The sequence below is a fragment of the Cupriavidus plantarum genome, assembly GCF_905397285.1.
Classification (GTDB): Bacteria; Pseudomonadota; Gammaproteobacteria; order Burkholderiales; family Burkholderiaceae; genus Cupriavidus; species Cupriavidus plantarum.
Genome location: NZ_CAJPUX010000005.1, coordinates 517,912 through 538,128 on the forward strand (window position 1 = coordinate 517,912; position 20,217 = coordinate 538,128).

Below are 20,217 nucleotides of genomic sequence, written 5' to 3' on the forward strand. Positions count from 1 at the left end.
CAAGAGTTCTGTCAGGCGTTGGGCGGCGTCCAGCGATACGGCTCGAGCTGGCTGTTCAGCGGCGACTGCGCGAGGTTGTTGCCGAAGTTGCACAGCGTGGCAAGGCTCACGCCGAGCACCACTTCCAGCGCCTGCTGGTCGTTGTAACCCGCTTGCCGGAAGGCTTGCAGGTCGGCATCGGGCACCGCGCCACGGTCGCGAATGACTGCGCGGGTGAAGTCTGCCACAGCGTTCAAACGTACGTCGTCCACCGGCGCCTGCCCGCGTAGCGCGTCGACTTGCTCCTGCGGCAGGTTTGCCTTTTTCAGGGCGACGGCGGTGTGGCCGGCGACGCAGAATCCGCAGCCATGCGTCGCCGCGGCGGTGATCTGCACCGCTTCGCGTTCGGCCAGCGTCAGCGAGCTGCGCGCATTGATGCCGGAGACGGTGAGGTAGGTTTCCAGCGCCACGGGCGCGTTGGACAGCGCGGCGATCAGGTTCGGCAGGTAGCCGTTGTTGGCGATCGCGCGTTCGACGAACGGACGGCTGGCTTCGGGGGCCGATTCCAAAGTCTGCAGGGGGAGGCGACTCATGGCGTATCCATCAGCGATTGAACATGACCTGAGTGTGGTCGATCATCGCGATGCGCGCCATGTGCGAACGTATGGCTTTCGTGCTGATTCGTCTAACGCGTGGTCTAACGCGTGGTCTAACGCGTGGTCTAACGCGCGGTCTAACGTTTTGCCTGAAAATTCGCCGCCGATTGCAGCGCTCTTGTATGGACGATGTAGGGATGGCGCCGTTCAGGCGGCCTGGGCGAACGACGCTTCCTCGACACCCGCACGGCGCCGCCACGCGCCGGGCCATGCGCCCGTCGTCTTGCGGAATGCCTTGGCGAACGCGGCCTCCGACGCATAGCCCACACGCTCGGCCACCTGCGCCACGCTGCGGCGGTCGTCGAGCAGCCGCGCGGCGATCTTCATGCGCAGCAGCAGCAGGAACGCGGCAGGCGTCTCGCCGCACACCGCGGCAAAGCGCTTGCAGAACGTCGCGCGCGACATGTGCACACGTTCGGCCATGGTCTCCACGGACCAGCGCTGCTCGGGATGACGGATCAGCTCCAGCACGAGCGACGAGAACTCCGCGCTGCGCAGCATCGGCCAGAGGCCGCGTGCGACGTCCTCGCGCGCGGCAAGCTCGCGCACCACGTAGAAGAACAGCAGCTCCACGAGCCGCGCGATCAGCGGGGACGGCTCGGCACCGGCTTGCCCCCTGCCCGACTCCGCTTCGGCGACGATCAGGTCGAACAGCGCGCGCGTGCCCTGCACCGACGGGTCGCCGGCACGCAGCACGAGGTAATCGGGAAACGGCGCCAGCAGCGCCTCCGCAAGACCGGGACGGAAATCGAAGAAGCCGCAGGCGAGGCCCGTAGACCCGGCCTGCGCGCGGTCCAGCGGCTGCATGGTGGCTTCGGGCACGCATGCCTCGGCCTGTTCGAACGGTCCCAGGTGATGGGGCACGTCGCGCAGGAAGAACACCGCGTCACCGGGAGAGAGCCGCAACGGCGGCTCGCGGTCGGGCACATGCAGCCAGCACTCGCCATGCAGCACAAGGTGATACCCGGCTCGCGCGCGACCCGCGACGGACGCGCGCCAGCTGCCGCAATACTGACCCATGTGGAACAGCGTGGTCTCGAGCTCGAGACTGTTCAATACCCAATGAATGATGCGATCGGTGCGGTCGGACGGCGGCATGCTTCCCAGCCTATCCGACGCGCGCGCCGACGCGAACGATCAATCCGTCATGTCGATATGCGGAAATCGCGTGGTGGAGCGAAAGTTCAGCGGGCCGCCATCGCCATCGATCGCGAGTGGCTCGACGCCGATACCGCGTACACCAGCAGGCCGCCGATCGCCAGCACGAGGCCGACCCAGCCCGTCGACGTCCAGCCGAAACCCGCGCTGATCGTCACGCCGCCGAGCCATGCGCCGAGCGCGTTGGCCATGTTGAACGCGGAATGATTGAGCGCTGCGGCCAGCGTCTGGGCCTCGCCGGCCACGTCCATCAGGCGGATCTGCAGTGCCGGTCCGATCGCGACGATCGTGCCGATCAGCAGCACGTTGGCCGATGCCAGCCACGCATGCGGCGCCGTGTAGACGAACAGCCCGAGCACGAGCGCCGACCACGCCAGCAGGCCGCCGATCGTTGGCATCAGCGCCTTGTCGGCGAGCCGCGAGCCGACCAGGTTGCCGCCTACCATGCCGACGCCGAACAGCGCGAGCACGAACGGAATGCTCTCCACCGACATGTGCGCGACTTCGATCATCGTCGGCTTGATATAGCTGAACACCGCGAACATGCCGCCGAAACCGATGGCGCCAATGCCAAGAGTCAGCCAGACCTGCTTGCGCGCCAGTGCCGACAGTTCGCGCAACGGGCTCGCGAGCCGATCGCCAGCGACGAACGGGACCCAGCGCCAGACCAGCAGCACCGTGAGCACACCGATCGCGCCGACGAGCGCGAAGGCCGAACGCCAGCCCAGCCATTGGCCGATGGCGGCCGCGATCGGCACGCCGATCAGCGTGGCCGTGGTCAGGCCGAGCATGACGAGGCCAACGGCCTGCGCCCGCGCATGGCGCGGCACGAGGCTGGCGGCGACGAGGGCCGCCACGCCGAAATACGTGCCATGCGGGAAGCCCGTGAGCAGACGCGCGATGAGCATCGAGCCATAACTGGGCACCACGGCGCTCGCAAAGTTGCCGATCGCGAAGACGGTCATCAGCGCGAGCAGCAGATTGCGCCGCGGCCAGCGCGCGCCAAGCACCGCCAGCAGCGGCGCGCCGACAACCACGCCAAGGGCGTACGCGCTGATCAGATGCCCTGCTTCGGGAATGGAAATCGACAGATCACGGGCGGCATCGGGCAGCAGGCCCATGATGACGAATTCGCCGGTGCCGATGGCGAAGCCGCCCACGCCAAGGGCGAGCAGGGCCTTGCGGGAAGTCTTGCGGTCGATCTGGGCGCTTTCATTAGCGCTTTCATTAGCGCTTTCATTCGCGTTGGTGCTGTCGTGGGTGCTGTCTTGGGTAACTACCATGAGGGCGAGGAGAGAGAGATCGCGATAACGTCTCCGTGACGTGAAGCGCGTGCCGCGGACTGCATCCGTCGGGACTGCGTGCCGGCCTCTATCGTCATATTCCCTTTCGGGAAGCCCGTATTGTCCATGAAAACGGCGAAGGCTGCCCGCAGGCCCGTCAACGGCTGCCCATCAACGCACGAGCTTCAGCGCCCGATACACCTCCGCCAGTCCCGCGTGCAGGCGCTTGTCGCGGCGAATCACCACGGCGAGCCCGCGATGCAGGCGCGGCGACAGCGGCCGCACCACCACATCGGCCGCCGGCTGCCGGACCGCCATTCCCGGCAGGATCGCGCATCCCAACCCTGCCGCCACAAGGGCCTTGATGGCTTCCACGCTGCCGAGCGACATCACGGGCCGAATGCTCGCCCCGCCGCGCGCAATCCACGTATCGGCGATGCGCCGCGTGTTGCCGCCCTCGAACAGCAGCACCGGCCGCGTGGCGAGCGCGGCGGCCGTGATACGCGCGGGCAGCGCCATACCCGCCGGCGCTATCAGCACGAACTCGTCTTTCATGACCGCGGTGACATGCAGGCTGCGGCCTGTCACCGGCAGCGTCACGAGCGCGATGTCGAGCAGGTTGTCCTCGACGGCTTTCACCATCTCGGCCGTGTTGCCCACCGTCACGGCGATCTCCAGGTCCGGGTGCCGCTGGCGCAGGTCCTTGAGCACGGGCGGCAGCAGGAAGATGCACGCCGTCGCGCCGGTGCCGATGCGCACGGGCCCCGCCGCCACCCCGCTCCGCCGCGTCACCGCCTCGACGGCCGCCCCCACCGCCGAATCGATCGTTGCCGCATGGGCCAGCAGTTCGGCCCCCGCGGCGGTCGCGCGCACCTGCCGGCCCACGCGCTCGAGCAGCGGCGTACCGAGCGTGCGCTCGAGCTGGCGGATCTGCTGGCTTACCGCGGGCTGCGTCAGGTCGAGCCGCTGTGCCGCCGCCGAGAAGCTGCCGTGTTCGACGACCGTGACGAAGGTACGGAGGTAATGGAGGCTGAGCGTGGTTTTACGAGGCGTCATCGATACCAAAGAATTGCTTATGCACTGCATTACGGCATGAAGCTTCTTTTATGGTAACGATTGAGGCAAGATGCGGCAAACGCTTCCTCGCCTTGCCATCATGTCCACGCCCATATCCTCTCTCAGGCCCGCCTCACAAGCCGCCCCCCAAGCCCATGGCGTACACATCCGCGATGCCACCGACGCCGACATGGCCGCCATTCAGGCGATCTACGCGCATCACGTGCTGCACGGCATCTCGAGCTTCGAGGAAGTGCCCCCCACCGTGGAGGACATGCGCTCACGCCGCGCGGGCGTGCTCGGCCACGGCCTGCCCTACCTGACGGCGGAACTCGATGGGCGCGTGGTCGGCTATGCCTATGCCACGCCGTACCGGCCGCGCGCGGCGTACCGGTTCACGGTGGAAGATTCGGTATACGTTGCGGACGGGCTCGCGGGGCGCGGCATCGGCAGTGCCTTGATGGCCGCGCTGATCGCGCGCTGCGAACAGGGTCCGTGGCGGCAGATGATCGCCGTCATCGGCAACAGCGGCAATGCGGGCTCGCGCGCGTTGCACGCGCGGCACGGCTTCGAGTATGTCGGCACGCTCGCCAACGTCGGCTTCAAGTTCGGCGGCTGGGTCGATACCGTGCTCATGCAGCGACCGCTTGGAGACGGCGCGCGGTCGCTGCCATGAGGGGCCGGCTTAGCTCTTGATGAACGTCAGCAGGTCGTTGTTGAAGCGTTCCTTGTGCGTGTCGGTCAGGCCGTGCGGCGCACCGGGATAGACGATCAGCTTCGAGTTCTTGACGAGCTTGTTCGAAGCGCGGCCCGCGGCGTCGATGGGCACCACCTGGTCGTCATCGCCGTGGATCACCAGCGTGGGACGGTCGATCTTCTTGAGGTCTTCGGTAAAGTCGGTTTCCGAGAAGGCCTTGATCGAGTCGTACGTGTTCTTGTGGCCGCCCTGCATGCCCTGCGCCCACCACCAGTCGATCAGGCCCTGCGAGACCTTCGCGCCTGGACGGTTGAAGTTATAGAACGGGCCCGATGGGATATCGCGATAGAACTGTGAACGGTTAGCCAGCTGTGCGTTGCGCAGGCCGTCAAATACCTCGATTGGCAGGCCGCCCGGGTTCGCCGGCGTCTTCAGCATGAGCGGCGGTACGGCCGACACCAGCACCACCTTGGCGACGCGCGACGTCCCGTGACGGCCGATATAGCGTGCCACTTCACCGCCCCCCGTCGAAAAGCCGACCAGGATCACGTTCTTCAGATCCAGCGTCTCGATCACCGTCGCGAGGTCGTCCGCATAGTGGTCCATGTCGTTGCCGTGCCACGGCTGGCTCGAACGGCCGTGGCCTCGGCGGTCGTGCGCTACCGCGCGGAAGCCGTTGTTGGCCACGTGCAGCATCTGCGATTCCCAGCTGTCCGACGACAGCGGCCAGCCGTGGCTGAACACGACAGGCTGACCCGTACCCCAGTCCTTGTAGTACAGCTGCACGCCATCCCTGGTGGTGATGAAGCTGCCGCTGCCGCCATTCGTGCTGGCCGCGGGCGTCTTCACGCCGGGCTGGCCGGCCGCGCCGGCGACCGCGGCATGGGTAGCCAGCAACGCGCCGGCCGCACCCACGGCGCTGCCGAGCAGCAGGGAACGGCGTGCGGGCACAGCGACGGTTTCGACGGTTTCGTTCTTCTTGGACATGATGGGCTCCGATTAATATCGCTCGTGTTTATATCGCGTACGATATATTTGCTTCAAAAAAATGTCCTGATGGCGATGGGGCCATGCCGGACACGTGTGTTACATGTTGCCTGACTGGTTTCAGGCGTAATCGGCGAGGCTGCCGCGCAGGCTCATCATCCGGGTCCGCATGTCGCGGATGTCCGCGGCGCTCAGGCCCGTGGCTTCCGCCACGCATGCCGGAATGCCCGCGGCCTTCGCGCGCAGCGCCTCGCCCTGCTTCGTCAGCGTCACGATGACCTGCCGCTCGTCGGCCGTCGATCGTGTCCGCCTGACCAGACCCTGCGCCTCCAGCCGCTTGAGCAGCGGTGTCAGCGTGGTGGTCTCCAGCGCGAGGCGCTCGCAGATCTCGGAGACATTGACGCCTTCCTTCTCCCACAACACCAGCAACACCAGGTACTGCGGATAGGTCACGTCGAGCTCGCGCAACAGCTTGCGATACACCTTGTTGAAGCTCAGCGCCGTGGAATACACGGCGAAGCACAGCTGCGCGTCGAGCGCCAGGGCATTCGATTCGGGCCGCTTCATCGTGTTCTCCATGTGTCACTGCGCATGACGGAAATTTATATCGCACGCGATACAGTGTCAAGCGATATTTTTTGGCCTCGCCCGGTAGTTGTCGACCCGGTGCCACCCGGTGCCACGCGTTGCCCATGCACGGTCCATGACATCGGTGAGCAGCCCAGCACCATATCGTGCGCCGCTCTCCCGGCACTGGTGCACGCCGCGCGCATCGCGGCGGGGCCCGCGGCAAACCACTGACCCGCTCACCGAGAAGACATTTGCCCTCCCGATGCAGGGGAACGCTACCCCCTGCAACCGCAAGGAATATGGCCCTATCGCCAGCGATGCGTCCTCCTCCGATGCAGACAACTCATCCGGTCACGCCGCAACGGTGAGCAGCCCACAGCGATCAGGCATTACATGTGCTTCTGCGAAACGCTTCGTTTGGTCGCAGCGCTCATCGTCTTAAGCTTTGCCTCTCTGTTTGAGAGTCACTGCATGACGCTGTGAGCGGCTCACAGGAGTCAATGAACCCATGAGCGAACCACAAATCCGCGCGCAAGCCGCCGAGACCGACGCCGATGGCGGTAGTCTTGGCCTTGCCGCCTATACCGCGATTCGTCGCGACATCCTGACGTGCCGTCTTGTCCCCGGGTCCATGGTGACCGAGGGCGAACTGATGGCGACGTATGGCTTCGGCAAGAACAGCTGCCGCATCGCGCTGACACGGCTCGCGCACGAGCGGCTCGTGTTCGCGCGGCCACGCAAGGGCTATCAGGTCGCGCCCATCACGCTGAAGGACGTCGAGGAAGTGTTTGCGCTGCGTGTGCAGCTCGAACCGATGGCCGCGCGGCTCGCGGTGAACCGTGTCGATACGCAGTTGCTGCATCGACTGGAGGCGGCCTGCCGCGTCGAACACATCGGCCCCCTGCCGCATCGCATCGACGTCTTCATGGATGCGAACAAGGCCTTCCACCTCGCCATCGCCGAGGCCACCGGGAACGAGCGGCTGCTCCGCACGCTGTCGGGCCTGATGGACGAGATGTCGCGGCTGGTCGCGCTCGGGTTCAACGTGCAGCGCGTGAAGCCCGAGATCCGGCATGACCACAACTCGATGATCAAGGCGTTCGAGGATCGGGACGAGCGCGCGGCGGAAACGATCGCGCGCCGCCACATCGAAACGTTCCGCACGCAGACGATGGAGAAGGTGTACGCGAGCCTCTCGCAGGCCGGCACGTACCTCCCGCTCGTCGTGGCCGGGGGTGTGCGCGGAGGTGTGCAATGAGCGCGCCCGCATTGAACCCGCCCATACTGACCGCCACGGGTCTTACAAAGCGTTTCGGCACGACCACCATCCTCGACAACATCGACCTGACCGTCAACGCGGGGGAAGTGCTCGCGCTCGTCGGCCCGTCCGGCTGCGGCAAGAGCACGTTGCTGAATATCCTGTCCGGTCTCGTCGCGCCCGATGCGGGCCAGCTGCGCGTGGCCGGCGTGCCTTCCGCGCAGTTCCGGGACTGGCGCCGCATCGCGTACATGTTCCAGGAAGACCGGCTGCTGCCGTGGCGCACCGTGCGCGACAACGTCGCGTTCGGCCTGGAGGCCACACAGACGCCGCGCGCCGAGCGCGACCGCATCGCGGACGAGATGCTCGCGCTCGTCGGCCTGGAGGGCCGCGCCGATGCATGGCCGCATGAACTCTCGGGCGGCATGCGCAGCCGCGTGGCGCTCGCGCGCAGCCTCGCCGTGCAGCCCGACGTCCTGCTGATGGACGAACCGTTCTCCAAGCTCGATCCGACTACGCGCAGCCAGATGCACGAAGAACTGCTGCGCATCCAGGCCGAAGGGGTCGCCAGCAAGCGGATGACCGTGGTCTTTGTCACACACGACATGGAAGAGGCCGTGGTGCTCGCCGACCGCGTGATTCGTCTCGCCGCCCGCCCGGGCCGCGTCGCCGACGTCGTCGACCTCGCTACCCTCGCGCGGCCGCGCGTCCCCACGGCGCCGGTCGTGGCCGAACAGGTCCGCGTACTGCGGGCCGCCGCGTAAGGAGCCCACCATCATGTCATCCGTCCTCCGGAGCCACGCGCTCCAGCTGGTCGCGCAACGCCTGCTGCTGGTGGGCGCCGTTCTCGCACTGTGGTGGTGGGGTGCCTCGCACGTGCCGTCGTTCGTGCTGCCTGGTCCCGCCAAGGTCGGCAACGCGCTCGTCGCGCTGTGGCACAGCGACACGTTCACGGCCGACGTGGGCGCCACGTGCCGCCGCGTGCTGACCGGCTTCCTGATCGCCACGGTTGTCGGCACCGGCCTCGGCCTCGCGCTTGGCGGCAGCCGCGTGCTGGCGCGCTTCTTCGAGCCGATCCTGACCGTGTTCAACACGGTGTCATCGGCCATCTGGGCAATCTTCGCGATCATCTGGTTCGGCATCTCCGACGCCACGACCATCTTCGTCGTGTTCATGACGGCGATGCCGCTGATCCTCACCAACGTGTGGGAAGGCGCGAAGACCGTCGATGCGCAATACGTGGACCTCGCGCGCAGCTTCCGCATGTCGCGGCTGCAGATTCTGCGCAAGATCTATGGCCCTACGATCCTGCCGCACTTCTTCGCCGGCGCGCGCCTCGCGTTCGGCTTCGGCTGGCGCGTCTCGCTCGTTGCCGAGACCATCGGCTCCTCGAGCGGCATCGGCTACCGGCTGCGACAGGCGGCGGATCTCGTGCAGACCGACCAGGTCTTTGCGTGGACCGTGCTGCTGGTCGGACTGATGCTGCTCCTCGAAGGCGGCGTGCTCAAGCCCGCCGAACGCTGGCTGTTCCGCTGGAAGACGCCTGCCGGGGCATCGGGTGCGTCCCGTGCATCGAGCGGTTCTGACGTGTCCGGCGCGTCGGCAACCAACACCTCCTCTCAGTTCCAAGTACAAGGATGACCATCATGCGCAAGCTACTCTCCGCGGCTTTCTCCGCCGCCTTTGCGACGCTGTCGCTGCTGTCGGGCGCGGCGAGTGCCGCCGACACCGTGAAGATCGGCTACTGGACCAGCGGCGTGAGCCTGGGCTACGGCTCGGTGCTGGAGGCCAGGGACTTCCTCGCCAAGCGCGGCATCAAGGCCGAGTTCGTGCACTTCCCCGACGTCAACGCGCCGCTGCGCGCGCTCGCGGCCGGCTCCATCGACCTCGCGTTCGGCGCGCCGGTCGCCGGCGTGTTCGGCACCGCGGCCTCGGGCGTGCCGATCCGCATCTTCGCGGCGACGCAGCCTGCCGACGTGCAGTTCGTCGTGCCGAAGGACTCGCCCATCCAGTCCATCGCCGAGTTCAAGGGCAAGAAGATCGGCATGTCGCCGGCCGGCTCCTCGGTGGCCGTCATCGCGGGCGCCGTGCTCGCCGGCAACTACCAGATCAAGAGCAGCGAGTTTTCGCTGATCGGCGGCAACGAGTCGCGCCTCGCGCAGTTCCTCGTCCAGAAGCAGGTCGACGCGGCCGCGCTGCGTTCCGTGACCGTGGCGCAGCTGGGCAGCGAACTGCCCGTACGCAAGCTGAGCACGTTCGCCGACGAGTGGAAGAAGCTCACGAAGTCCGATGCCGTGCCCTATATCGGCGTGGGCGCCGCCCGCACGGAACTCATCGACAAGCAGCCGGAGGTCGTGGCCCGCGTGATTGCCGCGCTGCGCGACACGCTCGCGTGGGGCAACGCCAACCGCGACGAGGTCGTGCAGATCCTCCAGAAGAAGGCCAATCTGCCCGCCGACGACGCGAAGGTCTACGTGAGCCACTGGAACGACATGAACCGCGTGGCGTTCGAGCCGGCCGACATCGAAACGCTGCGCCGCCAGCATGCCGTGTTCGTCGAGTCCGGCCTGGTGAAGGGCGACCTCAAGGACGACCTGTTCGCGCGCGGTCCGTACGAGCAATCCAAGACACTGAAGTAAACGGGCTTGTCACGAGTCCCCTTTTTCCATCCCCCAGCAAGGAATATCCCGTGAGCCAAACCATGCAGGCGCTCGTTCTCGATGCGCACGGTACCCTCGATCAACTCCGCGTCGTCAGCGACAAGCCCGTCCCCGCGGCAGGCGAAGGTCATGTCGTGATCCGCGTCGGCGCTTCCTCGTTCAACTATCACGACGTGTTCACGGTGCAGGGCATGCCCGGCATCAAGGTACCGCTGCCCGTCGTGATCGGCCTCGACCTCGCCGGCACGGTCACCGAGATCGGTGAAGGCGTGTCCGGCTGGAAGATTGGCGACCGCGTGCTGGTCAACCCGCTCAAGCCGGGCGTCGGCCTGATGGGCGAAATGGTCGATGGCGGCATGGCCGAGTACGCGCGCGTCGATGCCCGGCAGTTGATCGCACTGCCCGACAACGTGACCTTCGAGCAGGCCGCCGCGCTGCCGGTGGCCTACGGCACCGCGCACCGCATGCTGATCACCCACAATACGGTGAAGGCCGGCGACAAGGTGCTCGTGCTAGGCGCGAGCGGCGGCGTGGGCACGGCCACGGTGCTGCTGGCCAAGATGCTCGGCGCGGAAGTTATCGCCGCCGCGGGCAGCGACGAGAAGGGCGAGAAGCTCAAGGCGATCGGCGCCGATCACGTGGTGAACTACCGCGAAGTCGACTTCGGCAAGTGGGTCATCGAGAAGTACGGCAAGCCGCAACGCCGCACGTTCGACGGCGGCGTCGACGTGGTGGTGAACTTCACCGGCGGCGACACGTGGCTGCCGTCGATCAAGAGCCTGAAGCGCGGCGGCACGCTGCTCGTGTGCGGCGCCACCGCGGGCCACGATCCCAAGGAAGATCTGCGTTACGTGTGGAGCTTCGAGCTGAACATCAAGGGCTCCAACAGCTTCTATGACGACAACCTCAAGGCGCTGCTCGCGCTGGTGGCCGAGGGCAAGCTGGATCCGGTGATCGACAGCGTGGTACCGCTGACCGGCGCCGCCGAAGGCCTCGCGCTGATTCGCGATCGCGCCGTGCTCGGCAAGGTGATTGTCACGCCCTGAGCGTCATGTTCTCCTGAGCGTCATGCTCTCCTGAGCATCCAGTCCGTATGGGCGTCACGCTCCATGCCCCACTGATTTCATCCCCCATATCATGTCCGAAAACACTACCCTCCCGACCGCCGCCGACGTGCAGGCACGCCTGCTGCGCGGCCCCTATCACCAATGGCTGGGCCTCGAAGTCCACAACGTCGCCGACGGCGAAATCACGATCACCGCGAAGTTCCGCGACGAATGGGTTGTCAACGTCGAGGGCGGCTACATCCACGGCGGGATTCTTGCGGCGCTGGTGGACCTCGGCGCCGATTGGGCGCTCGTCTCGCACACCGGCAAGGGCGTGCCGACGATCGACCTGCGCGTGGACTACCACCGCGCCGCGCGCGGCGACCTCAAGGTCGTTGGCAAGGTCATCAAGACCGGCCGCCAGGTGTCCGTCGCGGAAGCCAGCGTGTTCGACGCCGAAGGACGGCTCGTGGCCAGCGGCCGCGGCGTCTATTCGACGCCGGCTGCCTGAGCGAGAACGGGGCGAACATGGACGCGCGCTCGAGTTTCAGCCCATCCGGCAGCGGCAATCTCGGCCGGCTGATCGATCGGCAAGCGGATCGGGACGAGGTCGCGATCGTCGGCCTCGATCTGGACGGCCACGCGACCGAACACAGCTTCGGCGACATCGACACGCGAGCCGACGCCCTCGCGCGCGGCCTGCTCGCGCGCGGGCTGGCGCCGGGCCAGCGCGTCGCCCTGCTCGGCGCGAATTCGGTGGACTACGTCGTCTCCCTGCTGGGCATCATGCGCGCGGGCCTCGTGGCGGTGCCCGTCAACTTCAAGATGCCGCCCGCCACCGTCGACTACATCCTCGCCGACAGCGGCGCGCGCCTCGTGCTGTGCGATGAGGCGCGCGCGGCGCAGGTGCCCCCCGCGTTGCCTCGCCTCGTGTTTGGCTCGGCCGAGTTCGCGGCGCTGCCCGTCCCGGCGCCGGACGCGGCCCCGTTCGAGGCCTTCGAGCCGGGCGAGCGCGACCTGGCCCTGATCCTCTACACATCCGGCTCCACCGGACGCCCGAAGGGCGTGCTGCTGAGCCATGCGAGCCATCGCTGGGTCGTGCGCACGCGGCAGGCGGCCACGCCGCTCGCCGACGAGCGCGTGCTCATCGCCGCGCCGCTGTACCACATGAACGCGCTCGCGCTGATCCTGCTGACGCTCGCGAGCCATGCGCCGGCCGTGCTGCTGCCGCAGTTCCAGGCCGCCGCGTATATCCGCGCGATCGGCCGCTACCGCTGCACGTGGCTCACCGCGGTGCCGCCGATGATCGCCATGATGCTGCGCGAACGCGAGCTGCTCGCGCAGACCGACCTCGGCAGCGTGCGCGTGGTGCGCATGGGCTCGGCGCCCGTCAGCCCCAGCCTGCTCGAGCAGATCCACAAGCTGTTGCCCAACGCGTACGTGATCAACGCGTTCGGCACCACGGAGGGCGGGCCAGTCGTCTTCGGCCCGCATCCGGACGGCCTGCCGACTCCCACGCAGTCTGTTGGCGCCGCACATCCGGCCGTGCGGATGCGGCTGATCGACGCGCATGGCAACGAGGCCGATGAGGGCGTGCTCGAACTCAAGAGCCCAGGGCTCATGCTCGGGTATCACCAGCGGCCCGAACTGTCGCCCTTCACGCCCGATGGTTACTACGTGACCGGCGATGTCTTCCGGCGCGATGCCAACGGCTTCTACACGTTCGTTGGCCGGCGCGACGACATGTTCGTCAGCGGGGGCGAGAACCTCTATCCCGGCGAAATCGAGAAAGCGCTGGAGCGGCATCCGGCCGTGCAACAGGCCAGCGTGGTGCCGGTGCCCGACGACATCAAGGGCACCAAGCCCGTGGCGTTTGTCGTGCCGCGCCCGGGCCATGCCGTACCGAGCGAGGACGAGCTCAAGGCGTTCTCGCTCACCCAGTTGGCCGCCTATGAGCATCCACGGCGCATCTGGTTCGTGGAAGCGCTGCCGCTCGCGGCCACGCAGAAGATCGACCGGCGCGCATTGACCGAGGACGCGTTGCAACGCCTCGCCGAGCCCGCCCATCATTAATCGCAGGAGTATCCCGATGTCCTTTCAGCTGCCGGCGGCACGTGCCGCGGCCCTCTCACTTCTTGCCGCCTGCGCCGCCACGCCGGCCTTCGCCCTGGATGAAGTCACGGTCGCGCTGGCGATTCCACCGGCCGTGCACGACGGCGCGCCGTATGCCGCCGCCGAAGAACTCGGCCTGTTCAAGGAGGCCAACCTCAGCGTCAAGACCATCGTGTTCCAGGGAGCGGGCGCGCTGCTGCCGCAGGTGGCCGGCAAGCGCGTGACGTTCGGCTATCCGACTTCCGAGCCCGTGATCGCCAGCTACTTCTCGGGCAAGGACCCGCTGCCGCTGCGCTATTTCTATAACGGCGTGCCCGGCAACACGATGGAGTTCGCGGTGCTGGCGGACTCTCCGATCAAGACGCTAGCCGACCTCAAGGGCAAGCAGATCGGCGTGGGCGCGCTCACGTGGGGCACCATTCCCGGCGGCCGCGCGGCGCTGCGCACGGCGGGGCTCGAGCCGGGCAAGAACGTCGAGTATGTCGCCGTCGGGGCGCTGGGCGCGGGCTTCCAGGCGCTGCGCACGCACAAGGTCGATGCGCTCAACTTCAACAGCAGCTGGAACGACCAGCTCGAATTCTCCGGCGTGAAGATTCGCCGCATCGCGTATCCGGCGGTGTTTCAGGAAACCGCGGGCAATGGCTTTATCGCCCACGTGGACACGCTCCGCGACCAGCCTGACCTCGTGCGCCGTTTCGGCCGCGCCTACACGCAGGCGCAGTTCGTATGCGAGGCCAACCCGACGTTCTGCGTCAAGGCCTTCTGGAAACACAATCCCGAATCGAAGCCGGCGGGCGATGAAGCGAAAAACCTCGCCGAGGCGACGGAACTGCTGAGCCGCCGTCTGCGCCGCGTCCTCCATACCCCGGCCGGCGCCGCGCGCGTGCCCGGCCAGTACGATCTCGCCGCCATCCAGCGCGGCATCGATGCGATGGCCAAGTCGGGCGAATATCCGACGGCGGACGTGCCGCTGCAGAAGATCTTCAGCAACGACTTCGTGCCCGCGTTCACGGACTTCGATCGCGCCGCATTGCTGCGCCGTGCGAAGGCGGCGCAATGACCGGACTCGCGCTTCCTACGCTGTCGGTGCAACCCGCAGACGCCTTGGTCGACGTCGTACGCGAGATCGTGCTGCGCGGCTTCCGCGCGGGCGAGCGCGTATCGCTCGATGCCACGCTGGACCATCCCGATGGCAGCGCATGGCAAAGCCATGCCGAGTTCACCGCCGATGCCGACGGGCAAATCGATATCGCGCGCGCCATCCCCCTCGCGGGCGACTGGCGTATCGCCGATGCCACCGCGCCGGTCTGGGCGATGCGGCGCACGCAGCCGCCTATCCGCCCGCAACTGAGCGAAGACGTGAACCCGCTGGACATCGTGTTGTCCGCCACGGGCGAGCATGGCGGTCATGCGTCGGCCACCTACACGCTGCGCTTTCTCGCGCCGGGCGTCACGCTGCGCCCCGTCCGCGAAGCGGGTCTCACCGGCACGCTTTATACGCCCGGTGGCGAAGGCCCGCATCCGGCGGTGCTCGTGCTGGCGGGATCGGGCGGCGGCATGCATGAACAGCGCGCGGCCCTGTACGCGGCGCGCGGCTATACGGCCCTCGCGCTCGGTTACTTCAAGGCACCGGGGCGCCCCGATCATATCGACGATACCCCGCTCGAGTACTTCGAGAGCGCGCTGCAATGGATGCATGCGACGCTGAAGCCGGCGAACGGGTTCGTCGCGGTATCGGGTGTCTCGCGTGGCGGCGAGCTCGTGCTGTTGCTCGGCGCGCGCTTTCCGGAACTCGTATCGGCGGTCGTCGCGTATGTGCCCAGCGCGGTCGTCAACGGCACGTTGCGCGCGGGCAAACCCGGTGCGCCGCGTGACGCCACCGCGTGGACATGGCGCGGCGAACCGTTACCCAACGTCTGGCGCGGCAATCCCGATGCCGACTGGTCGGCCTTCGATGCGCCTGCTGTGCCGGGACAACCGGTGCGGCAGGCGGCCGCGTTCCATACGGTCTTGCGCAATGCCGGGTTCGTTGCGGCCGCGCGCATTCCCGTCGAACAGATTCAAGGCCCGGTGCTGCTCATCTCGGGCACCGACGATGGGTTCTGGCCATCGACGCTTTATAGCGAGGAGGTGGAACGCACGCTGCGCGAGCATGGCGCGCGCTGGCCCGTGAAGCATGTGGTGGGCGAAGGCGCGGGGCATGCGATCGGTGTGCCGCAGTTGCCGGCCACGCTGATCGCCAAGCCGCATCCCGTGGCGGGGCTGTTGCTCGATGGCGGTGGCACGGCGGAGGCGAATGCCCGCGCGAGCGCGCAGTCGTGGGCGGCCGTGCAGGCCTTTCTGGCGGATGCCGTGGCGGAGGGCGCGAAGGCATGACGGCAGCGATGCTTGCATCCCCCGCGCTCGACGCCCAGCGCGTGGGCCTCACCTATCCCACGCGTAGCGGCGAGACCGAAGCGCTCAAGGACATCGATCTCGCGATCGGCGATGGCGAATTTGTCGCGCTGCTCGGTCCATCCGGCTGCGGCAAGTCCACGCTGCTGCGGCTCGCGGCGGGCCTGATGCCGGCCACCACCGGCACGTTGCAGCTACATGGCAAACCCATCGAAGGGCCGAGCCGGCGCGCTGGGGTCGTGTTCCAGAAGCCGAACCTGCTGCCGTGGAAGACCGTGCGAGACAACGTGCTGTTGCCCGCGCGCACGCAGCGGCTCGATATGCGCGCCGCCGAGCGCCGTGCCGACGAACTGCTCGAACTCGTCGGGCTTTCGCAGTTCGCCAGGGCCTATCCGTTCGAACTCTCGGGCGGTATGCAGCAGCGCGTCGGCATCGCGCGCATGCTGTTGCCCGATCCCGATCTGTTGCTGATGGACGAACCGTTCGCCGCGCTCGATGCATTGTCGCGGGAGACGTTGACCTTCGCATTGCAGGAGATCTGGAGCGTGCAGCGCAAGTCCGTGCTGTTCATTACCCATAGTATTCCGGAAGCGGTGTTCCTGGCCGACCGCGTGCTCGTCATGTCGCCGCGTCCGGGGCGCATCGTCGAGTCGCTGCCGATCGGCCTGCCACGCCCACGCACGCTCGATACCTTCGACACGCCCGCCTTCACGGCGCTGACTCAACACCTGCGGAGACATTTCAATGCCTCGCCGATCTAAACTGCTGCCGGCACCGCTGTATCCGCTGATCAGCCTCGGCGTGTTGCTGCTCGTATGGCATCTGGCCGTACGCTGGTGGCAGATTCCCGATTACCTGCTGCCCCCGCCGTCCGCGGTGTTCGACGCGCTGTCGTCCGGCTTTGCCAGCGGCAGCCTGTGGCCGCATATCGGGGCGACGCTCGTCAACACAATGAGCGGCTATGCGATCGGATGCGCGCTGGCGATCGCCCTTGGCGCGCTGCTTGCCGAGTCGGAGACGTTCGAGCGCTTCGTCTACCCCGTGCTTGTGGGGCTGCAGGCCACGCCGAAGGTGGCGCTCGGGCCGATCATTCTGGTGTGGTTCGGCTTCGGTGCCGCGTCGAAGATCGTGCTGGTCGCGCTGGTGTGCTTCTTTCCGTTGTTCGTCAACACGGTCAACGGCATTCGGCGCACGGACCCCGAGCTGCTCGAGGCGTGCCGCGCGTTCAGCGCGTCGCGGTTGTTCCTGCTCTGGCATGTGAAGCTGCCGGCGGCGCTGGGCGATGTTTTTGCCGGGTTGCAGATCGGCGTGTCGCTCGCGCTCATCGGCGCGGTGGTTGGGGAGTTTCTCTCCGCGCAGAAAGGGCTGGGTTATCTGATCGCTTCGTCATCGGTGAGCATGAGCCTTGCCACGATGTTCGCGGGTGTGATCCTGCTCGCGGTGACCGGGCTCGTGGGTGCCGAGATCGTCCGCGCATTGCAGCGGCGCGTGGTGTTCTGGCAGGCACGGAAGTCCTGATGCCGCGCTGGCGCTCCCTGCTGCGGGGAGCGCCAGCTTCCCCCTCGCCTCAGCCCTTGACCCGCAGGATCTCTTCTTCCACGGCCGGGAGCGCATCCTTTCCGAACCAGATCTCGTCATTGACGAAGAATGTTGGCGACCCGAACGCGCCACGGTCGAACGCGGCCTGCGTGTTGTCGATCAACGTCTGCTTGACGTCCGACTCGCCGATCCGCGCCATGAAGGCTTCCGGGTCGAAGCCCGCCTCGGCCAGCGTGGCGGCGAAGATCGCAGGGTCGTCCATCTTCTTGCCGTCTTCCCACATCGCCTTGAAGATCGCGTCTACATAACGCTCGAAATTTCCATCGATGCGCGTGGCAACGGCGCCACGCATCAGCTGCAGCGTGTTCACGGGGAAATGCGGATTCGGGCGATAGGCGTCCAGCCCGTGCCGCGTGACGAAGCGCCGGACTTCGAGCCGGCCGTATTCCTGCTTGTTCTTGATCCCCGCGAACGCTTCCGCGGGCGAGCGGTTGCCGGTCAGGCGGAACAGGCCGCCGAGCAACACGGGAACGTATTCGAACGGCACACCCGTGCGCGCTTCGATGCGCGGCAGCACCTTGTGCGACAGGTAGGCATTCGGGCTGCCAAAGTCGAAGCAGAACTGGGCGGTCACCTGTCTGGCGGCGGGGGTGTCGGGCATGTCGGGTCTCCGGATTATCTCGATATTTCGGAACAATGTACTGCACTGCAATCCTTCGTGCAACCGGGGCAAGCAGGATTCCGGGCGCCAATATAGAATCTCGCGCATTCGCACCGTGTTTCGGTGTTCCATACCCGGAATCACATTCCGATATGCAGCATGAATGAGCCCACACCTGCCGCCGCGCCTGCCGCCCCCGCCGCCCCACAGACAGCGCGTGCCGCGCGCCTGCTCAACGATCCGATCCTGCCGACGCTGTTGAAGCTTGCGGCGCCGAACATCGTGGTCATGCTCGCACAGGCGGCCGCCAATTTTCTCGAAAGCTATTACGTCGGGCAGCTCGGCGTGCCCGCGCTGGCTGGCGCCGCGCTGGTGGTGCCGCTGGTCATGGCGATGCAGATGCTGTCCGCCGGCGCGGTGGGCGGGGCGATTTCTTCAGCGATCGCCCGCGCCCTCGGGGCTGGGCGGCATGCGGATGCCGAGGCGCTCGCGCTGCATGCGACGGTGATCGGGATCGTGTTCGGGGTGGTCTTGAGCGTGGCGATGCTGGGACTCGGGCCTTATATCTACCGGGCGCTGGGCGGACAGGACAGCACGCTCGCGGCGGCGGTCACGTATTCCAATGCCGTGTTTCTCGGCACCACCTTCCTGTGGCTGCTGAACGCGTTCGCCAGCATTCTGCGCGGCACCGGCAACATGTTGCTGCCCGCGGCGGTGGTGACGGGCGGAGTGCTCGTCCTCGTGGTCGCGTCGCCGGTGCTGATCTTCGGGGCCGGGCCGATTCCGCCGATGGGCATCGCGGGGGCCGGGCTGGCGCTTGTCTGCTATTACGCGGTGGGGTTCGTGGTGCTGCTTGTGGCATTGCTGCGGGGATATGGCGGCATCCGGCTCTCGTTCGCGCACCGGCTACGGTGGTCGATGTTCGCGGAGATTCTGGGTGTGGGCGTGTATGCGGCCGTCAATAGCCTGATGATCAATCTCTCGGTGATCACCGCCACGGCGATGATCGGGATGCACGGGCCGCATGCGCTCGCGGGTTTCGGGCTGGGGATTCGGCTCGAGTATCTGCTGGTGCCGCTGATCTTCGGCTTCGGAGCAGGGATGGTGGCGATGGTCGGGATGAACACGGGCGCTGGCCAGCACGCGCGGGCCAGGCGGGTGGCGTGGACCGGTGCGCTGGTGGCGGCCGGTTTGTGCGAACTCATCGGCCTGGCTGCGGCGATCTGGCCTTCGGCGTGGTTGTCGCTCTTCACGCAGGATGAGGAGGCGATTCGGATGGGGGCGGCTTATCTGCGAGCGGTCGCGCCCGCTTATGGGCTGTTCGGTTTGGGGCTGGCCTTGTACTTTGCCTCGCAGGGCGCGCGGCGGATGGGCTGGTCGGTGGTGGCGGCGGTGTCGCGCGTCGCGGTGATTGGCGTGCTTGGGTATCTGACGCTGGCCATCTGGGATGGAGCGTTGGGGGCGTTCTTTGCCGCGCTCGTGTTGGGGCTGGGGATCTTTGCCGGGGTGAATGCGGTGCCGTGGGCGAGGAGGAGAGGATGACCGAAGGGGCATAACCCAAGGGGGATGAACCCAAGCGGCATAACCCACTGGGGCATAACCCACCGGGGAACCCCACGGCGGATGGCCCACGGGGGATACGCCCTCTCACCGCCGGTCGTCGTTCCGCGCCTGCTGCCCACGCTGTTGCTGGAACTGACGCTGCTGCTGCTGTTGTTGTTGTTGCTGCTGCCGCTGTTGCTCGAACGCCTGCCGCTGCTGTTCCTGCGCGTGCCGCTGCTGTTCCATCTGTTGCCGCTGCATCGACTGCTGCCGCTGCTGTTCCTGCTGCGCGCGCTGCTGCTCCATTTGCGCCCGCTGCATCGCGGCGCGTTGCTGGTCCTGCTGTTGCCGTTGCTGCTCGAACGCCCGTTGCTGTTCCTGCTGCGCGCGCTGCATGGCCGCGCGCTGGTGCTCCTGCTGCTGCCGCTGCATGTCCTGCGCCCGCTGCTGTTCCATCTGCGCCCGCTGCATCGCCGCCCGTTGCTGGTCCTGCTGTTGCCGCTGCTGGTCGAGCGCCCGCTGCTGATCCATCTGCGCGCGTTGCATCGCCGCGCGCTGCTCATCCTGCTGCTGCCGCTGCTGGGTAAAGGCCCGCTGCTGGGCCCGCTGCTGCTCCTGC

21 protein-coding genes are annotated in these 20,217 nt (G+C 67.0%); 14 read left to right on the plus strand and 7 right to left on the minus strand.

Translation table 11 applies throughout. The features are described from left to right. Positions 1-11: 11 nt before the first annotated feature. The 4 genes from KHP16_RS22400 to KHP16_RS22415 form a co-directional block, all read right to left on the minus strand. Positions 12-572 (minus strand): carboxymuconolactone decarboxylase family protein, encoded by a 561-nt coding sequence (locus KHP16_RS22400; RefSeq protein ID WP_121492262.1) that lies wholly within the window; start codon positions 570-572, stop codon positions 12-14. A 210-nt stretch (positions 573-782) separates the two neighbouring features. Then, positions 783-1,733 carry an AraC family transcriptional regulator gene (locus KHP16_RS22405; RefSeq protein WP_109584991.1) on the minus strand — a complete coding sequence of 317 codons (951 nt, stop codon included), beginning with the start codon at positions 1,731-1,733 and terminating at the stop codon, positions 783-785. A gap of 86 nt (positions 1,734-1,819) precedes the next feature. Further along, entirely contained in the window at positions 1,820-3,076 is a 1,257-nt protein-coding gene (locus KHP16_RS22410; RefSeq protein WP_211961150.1) for an MFS transporter, read from the minus strand. A 171-nt stretch (positions 3,077-3,247) separates the two neighbouring features. Beyond that, a complete protein-coding gene (locus KHP16_RS22415) occupies positions 3,248-4,132 on the minus strand; it encodes a LysR family transcriptional regulator (protein WP_211961151.1) in 885 nt (294 codons plus the stop codon). Positions 4,133-4,232: 100 nt separating this feature from the next. Here KHP16_RS22415 and KHP16_RS22420 point away from each other — a divergent pair, with 100 nt between their 5' ends. Beyond that, positions 4,233-4,808 (plus strand): GNAT family N-acetyltransferase, encoded by a 576-nt coding sequence (locus tag KHP16_RS22420; protein ID WP_109584988.1) that lies wholly within the window; start codon positions 4,233-4,235, stop codon positions 4,806-4,808. A 9-nt stretch (positions 4,809-4,817) separates the two neighbouring features. Here the strand turns inward: KHP16_RS22420 and KHP16_RS22425 are convergent, their stop codons facing one another. Together KHP16_RS22425 and KHP16_RS22430 are read right to left on the minus strand one after the other, a co-directional pair. Beyond that, entirely contained in the window at positions 4,818-5,816 is a 999-nt protein-coding gene (locus tag KHP16_RS22425; RefSeq protein WP_109584987.1) for an alpha/beta fold hydrolase, read from the minus strand. Between the two features lie 120 nt (positions 5,817-5,936). Continuing rightward, positions 5,937-6,383: a MarR family winged helix-turn-helix transcriptional regulator gene (locus tag KHP16_RS22430; protein ID WP_211961152.1), complete on the minus strand. Its 447-nt coding sequence runs from the start codon at positions 6,381-6,383 to the stop codon at positions 5,937-5,939. 511 nt (positions 6,384-6,894) lie between these two features. On the opposite strand from KHP16_RS22430, the gene KHP16_RS22435 reads away from it, so the two are divergent. The 11 genes from KHP16_RS22435 to KHP16_RS22485 all read left to right on the plus strand — a co-directional run bounded on the left by KHP16_RS22435 (position 6,895) and on the right by KHP16_RS22485 (position 17,374). Then, positions 6,895-7,644, plus strand: a complete 750-nt coding sequence (locus KHP16_RS22435; protein ID WP_109584985.1) for a GntR family transcriptional regulator — start codon at positions 6,895-6,897, stop codon at positions 7,642-7,644. Further along, a complete protein-coding gene (locus KHP16_RS22440) occupies positions 7,641-8,408 on the plus strand; it encodes an ABC transporter ATP-binding protein (protein ID WP_211961153.1) in 768 nt (255 codons plus the stop codon). The genes KHP16_RS22435 and KHP16_RS22440 overlap by 4 nt, the downstream gene beginning before the upstream one ends. Before the next feature lie 13 nt (positions 8,409-8,421). Continuing rightward, positions 8,422-9,285, plus strand: a complete 864-nt coding sequence (locus KHP16_RS22445; protein WP_109584983.1) for an ABC transporter permease — start codon at positions 8,422-8,424, stop codon at positions 9,283-9,285. Positions 9,286-9,290: 5 nt separating this feature from the next. Beyond that, on the plus strand, positions 9,291-10,283 hold the full coding sequence (locus tag KHP16_RS22450; protein WP_109585057.1) for an ABC transporter substrate-binding protein: 993 nt from the start codon (positions 9,291-9,293) through the stop codon (positions 10,281-10,283). Positions 10,284-10,345: 62 nt separating this feature from the next. Beyond that, on the plus strand, positions 10,346-11,350 hold the full coding sequence (locus KHP16_RS22455; RefSeq protein ID WP_211961183.1) for a zinc-binding dehydrogenase: 1,005 nt from the start codon (positions 10,346-10,348) through the stop codon (positions 11,348-11,350). A gap of 91 nt (positions 11,351-11,441) precedes the next feature. Then, the gene (locus KHP16_RS22460) at positions 11,442-11,861 is read left to right on the plus strand and encodes a PaaI family thioesterase (protein ID WP_211961154.1); all 420 of its coding nucleotides are present in this window, start codon (positions 11,442-11,444) and stop codon (positions 11,859-11,861) included. Between the two features lie 17 nt (positions 11,862-11,878). Continuing rightward, positions 11,879-13,423 (plus strand): class I adenylate-forming enzyme family protein, encoded by a 1,545-nt coding sequence (locus tag KHP16_RS22465; RefSeq protein ID WP_211961155.1) that lies wholly within the window; start codon positions 11,879-11,881, stop codon positions 13,421-13,423. A gap of 16 nt (positions 13,424-13,439) precedes the next feature. After that, entirely contained in the window at positions 13,440-14,522 is a 1,083-nt protein-coding gene (locus KHP16_RS22470) for an ABC transporter substrate-binding protein (protein WP_109584979.1), read from the plus strand. A gap of 44 nt (positions 14,523-14,566) precedes the next feature. Next, the gene (locus tag KHP16_RS22475) at positions 14,567-15,838 is read left to right on the plus strand and encodes an acyl-CoA thioesterase/bile acid-CoA:amino acid N-acyltransferase family protein (RefSeq protein ID WP_244835954.1); all 1,272 of its coding nucleotides are present in this window, start codon (positions 14,567-14,569) and stop codon (positions 15,836-15,838) included. Further along, entirely contained in the window at positions 15,835-16,617 is a 783-nt protein-coding gene (locus KHP16_RS22480; RefSeq protein ID WP_109584977.1) for an ABC transporter ATP-binding protein, read from the plus strand. Before KHP16_RS22475 ends, KHP16_RS22480 begins: the two co-directional genes overlap by 4 nt. Beyond that, on the plus strand, positions 16,601-17,374 hold the full coding sequence (locus KHP16_RS22485) for an ABC transporter permease (RefSeq protein WP_211961157.1): 774 nt from the start codon (positions 16,601-16,603) through the stop codon (positions 17,372-17,374). Before KHP16_RS22480 ends, KHP16_RS22485 begins: the two co-directional genes overlap by 17 nt. 49 nt (positions 17,375-17,423) lie before the next feature. Here KHP16_RS22485 and KHP16_RS22490 read toward each other — a convergent pair whose 3' ends face one another. After that, entirely contained in the window at positions 17,424-18,056 is a 633-nt protein-coding gene (locus KHP16_RS22490; RefSeq protein WP_115954164.1) for a 2-hydroxychromene-2-carboxylate isomerase, read from the minus strand. A 159-nt stretch (positions 18,057-18,215) separates the two neighbouring features. Here KHP16_RS22490 and KHP16_RS22495 point away from each other — a divergent pair, with 159 nt between their 5' ends. Further along, positions 18,216-19,598, plus strand: coding sequence for an MATE family efflux transporter (locus KHP16_RS22495; RefSeq protein WP_109584974.1), 1,383 nt, complete (start codon positions 18,216-18,218; stop codon positions 19,596-19,598). A gap of 81 nt (positions 19,599-19,679) precedes the next feature. Beyond that, the coding region (locus tag KHP16_RS22500; protein WP_211961158.1) for a hypothetical protein at positions 19,680-20,217 on the plus strand (538 nt) is incomplete at its 3' end.

Excerpts from the sequence above, each read along its gene's own strand:
- KHP16_RS22400 (WP_121492262.1), bottom strand. The coding sequence starts at position 572 with ATGAGTCGCCTCCCCCTGCAGACTTTGGAATCGGCCCCCGAAGCCAGC.
- KHP16_RS22405 (WP_109584991.1), bottom strand. The coding sequence starts at position 1,733 with ATGCCGCCGTCCGACCGCACCGATCGCATCATTCATTGGGTATTGAAC.
- KHP16_RS22410 (WP_211961150.1), bottom strand. The coding sequence starts at position 3,076 with ATGGTAGTTACCCAAGACAGCACCCACGACAGCACCAACGCGAATGAA.
- KHP16_RS22415 (WP_211961151.1), bottom strand. The coding sequence starts at position 4,132 with ATGACGCCTCGTAAAACCACGCTCAGCCTCCATTACCTCCGTACCTTC.
- KHP16_RS22420 (WP_109584988.1), top strand. The coding sequence starts at position 4,233 with ATGTCCACGCCCATATCCTCTCTCAGGCCCGCCTCACAAGCCGCCCCC.
- KHP16_RS22425 (WP_109584987.1), bottom strand. The coding sequence starts at position 5,816 with ATGTCCAAGAAGAACGAAACCGTCGAAACCGTCGCTGTGCCCGCACGC.
- KHP16_RS22430 (WP_211961152.1), bottom strand. The coding sequence starts at position 6,383 with ATGAAGCGGCCCGAATCGAATGCCCTGGCGCTCGACGCGCAGCTGTGC.
- KHP16_RS22435 (WP_109584985.1), top strand. The coding sequence starts at position 6,895 with ATGAGCGAACCACAAATCCGCGCGCAAGCCGCCGAGACCGACGCCGAT.
- KHP16_RS22440 (WP_211961153.1), top strand. The coding sequence starts at position 7,641 with ATGAGCGCGCCCGCATTGAACCCGCCCATACTGACCGCCACGGGTCTT.
- KHP16_RS22445 (WP_109584983.1), top strand. The coding sequence starts at position 8,422 with ATGTCATCCGTCCTCCGGAGCCACGCGCTCCAGCTGGTCGCGCAACGC.
- KHP16_RS22450 (WP_109585057.1), top strand. The coding sequence starts at position 9,291 with ATGCGCAAGCTACTCTCCGCGGCTTTCTCCGCCGCCTTTGCGACGCTG.
- KHP16_RS22455 (WP_211961183.1), top strand. The coding sequence starts at position 10,346 with ATGCAGGCGCTCGTTCTCGATGCGCACGGTACCCTCGATCAACTCCGC.
- KHP16_RS22460 (WP_211961154.1), top strand. The coding sequence starts at position 11,442 with ATGTCCGAAAACACTACCCTCCCGACCGCCGCCGACGTGCAGGCACGC.
- KHP16_RS22465 (WP_211961155.1), top strand. The coding sequence starts at position 11,879 with ATGGACGCGCGCTCGAGTTTCAGCCCATCCGGCAGCGGCAATCTCGGC.
- KHP16_RS22470 (WP_109584979.1), top strand. The coding sequence starts at position 13,440 with ATGTCCTTTCAGCTGCCGGCGGCACGTGCCGCGGCCCTCTCACTTCTT.
- KHP16_RS22480 (WP_109584977.1), top strand. The coding sequence starts at position 15,835 with ATGACGGCAGCGATGCTTGCATCCCCCGCGCTCGACGCCCAGCGCGTG.
- KHP16_RS22485 (WP_211961157.1), top strand. The coding sequence starts at position 16,601 with ATGCCTCGCCGATCTAAACTGCTGCCGGCACCGCTGTATCCGCTGATC.
- KHP16_RS22490 (WP_115954164.1), bottom strand. The coding sequence starts at position 18,056 with ATGCCCGACACCCCCGCCGCCAGACAGGTGACCGCCCAGTTCTGCTTC.
- KHP16_RS22495 (WP_109584974.1), top strand. The coding sequence starts at position 18,216 with ATGAATGAGCCCACACCTGCCGCCGCGCCTGCCGCCCCCGCCGCCCCA.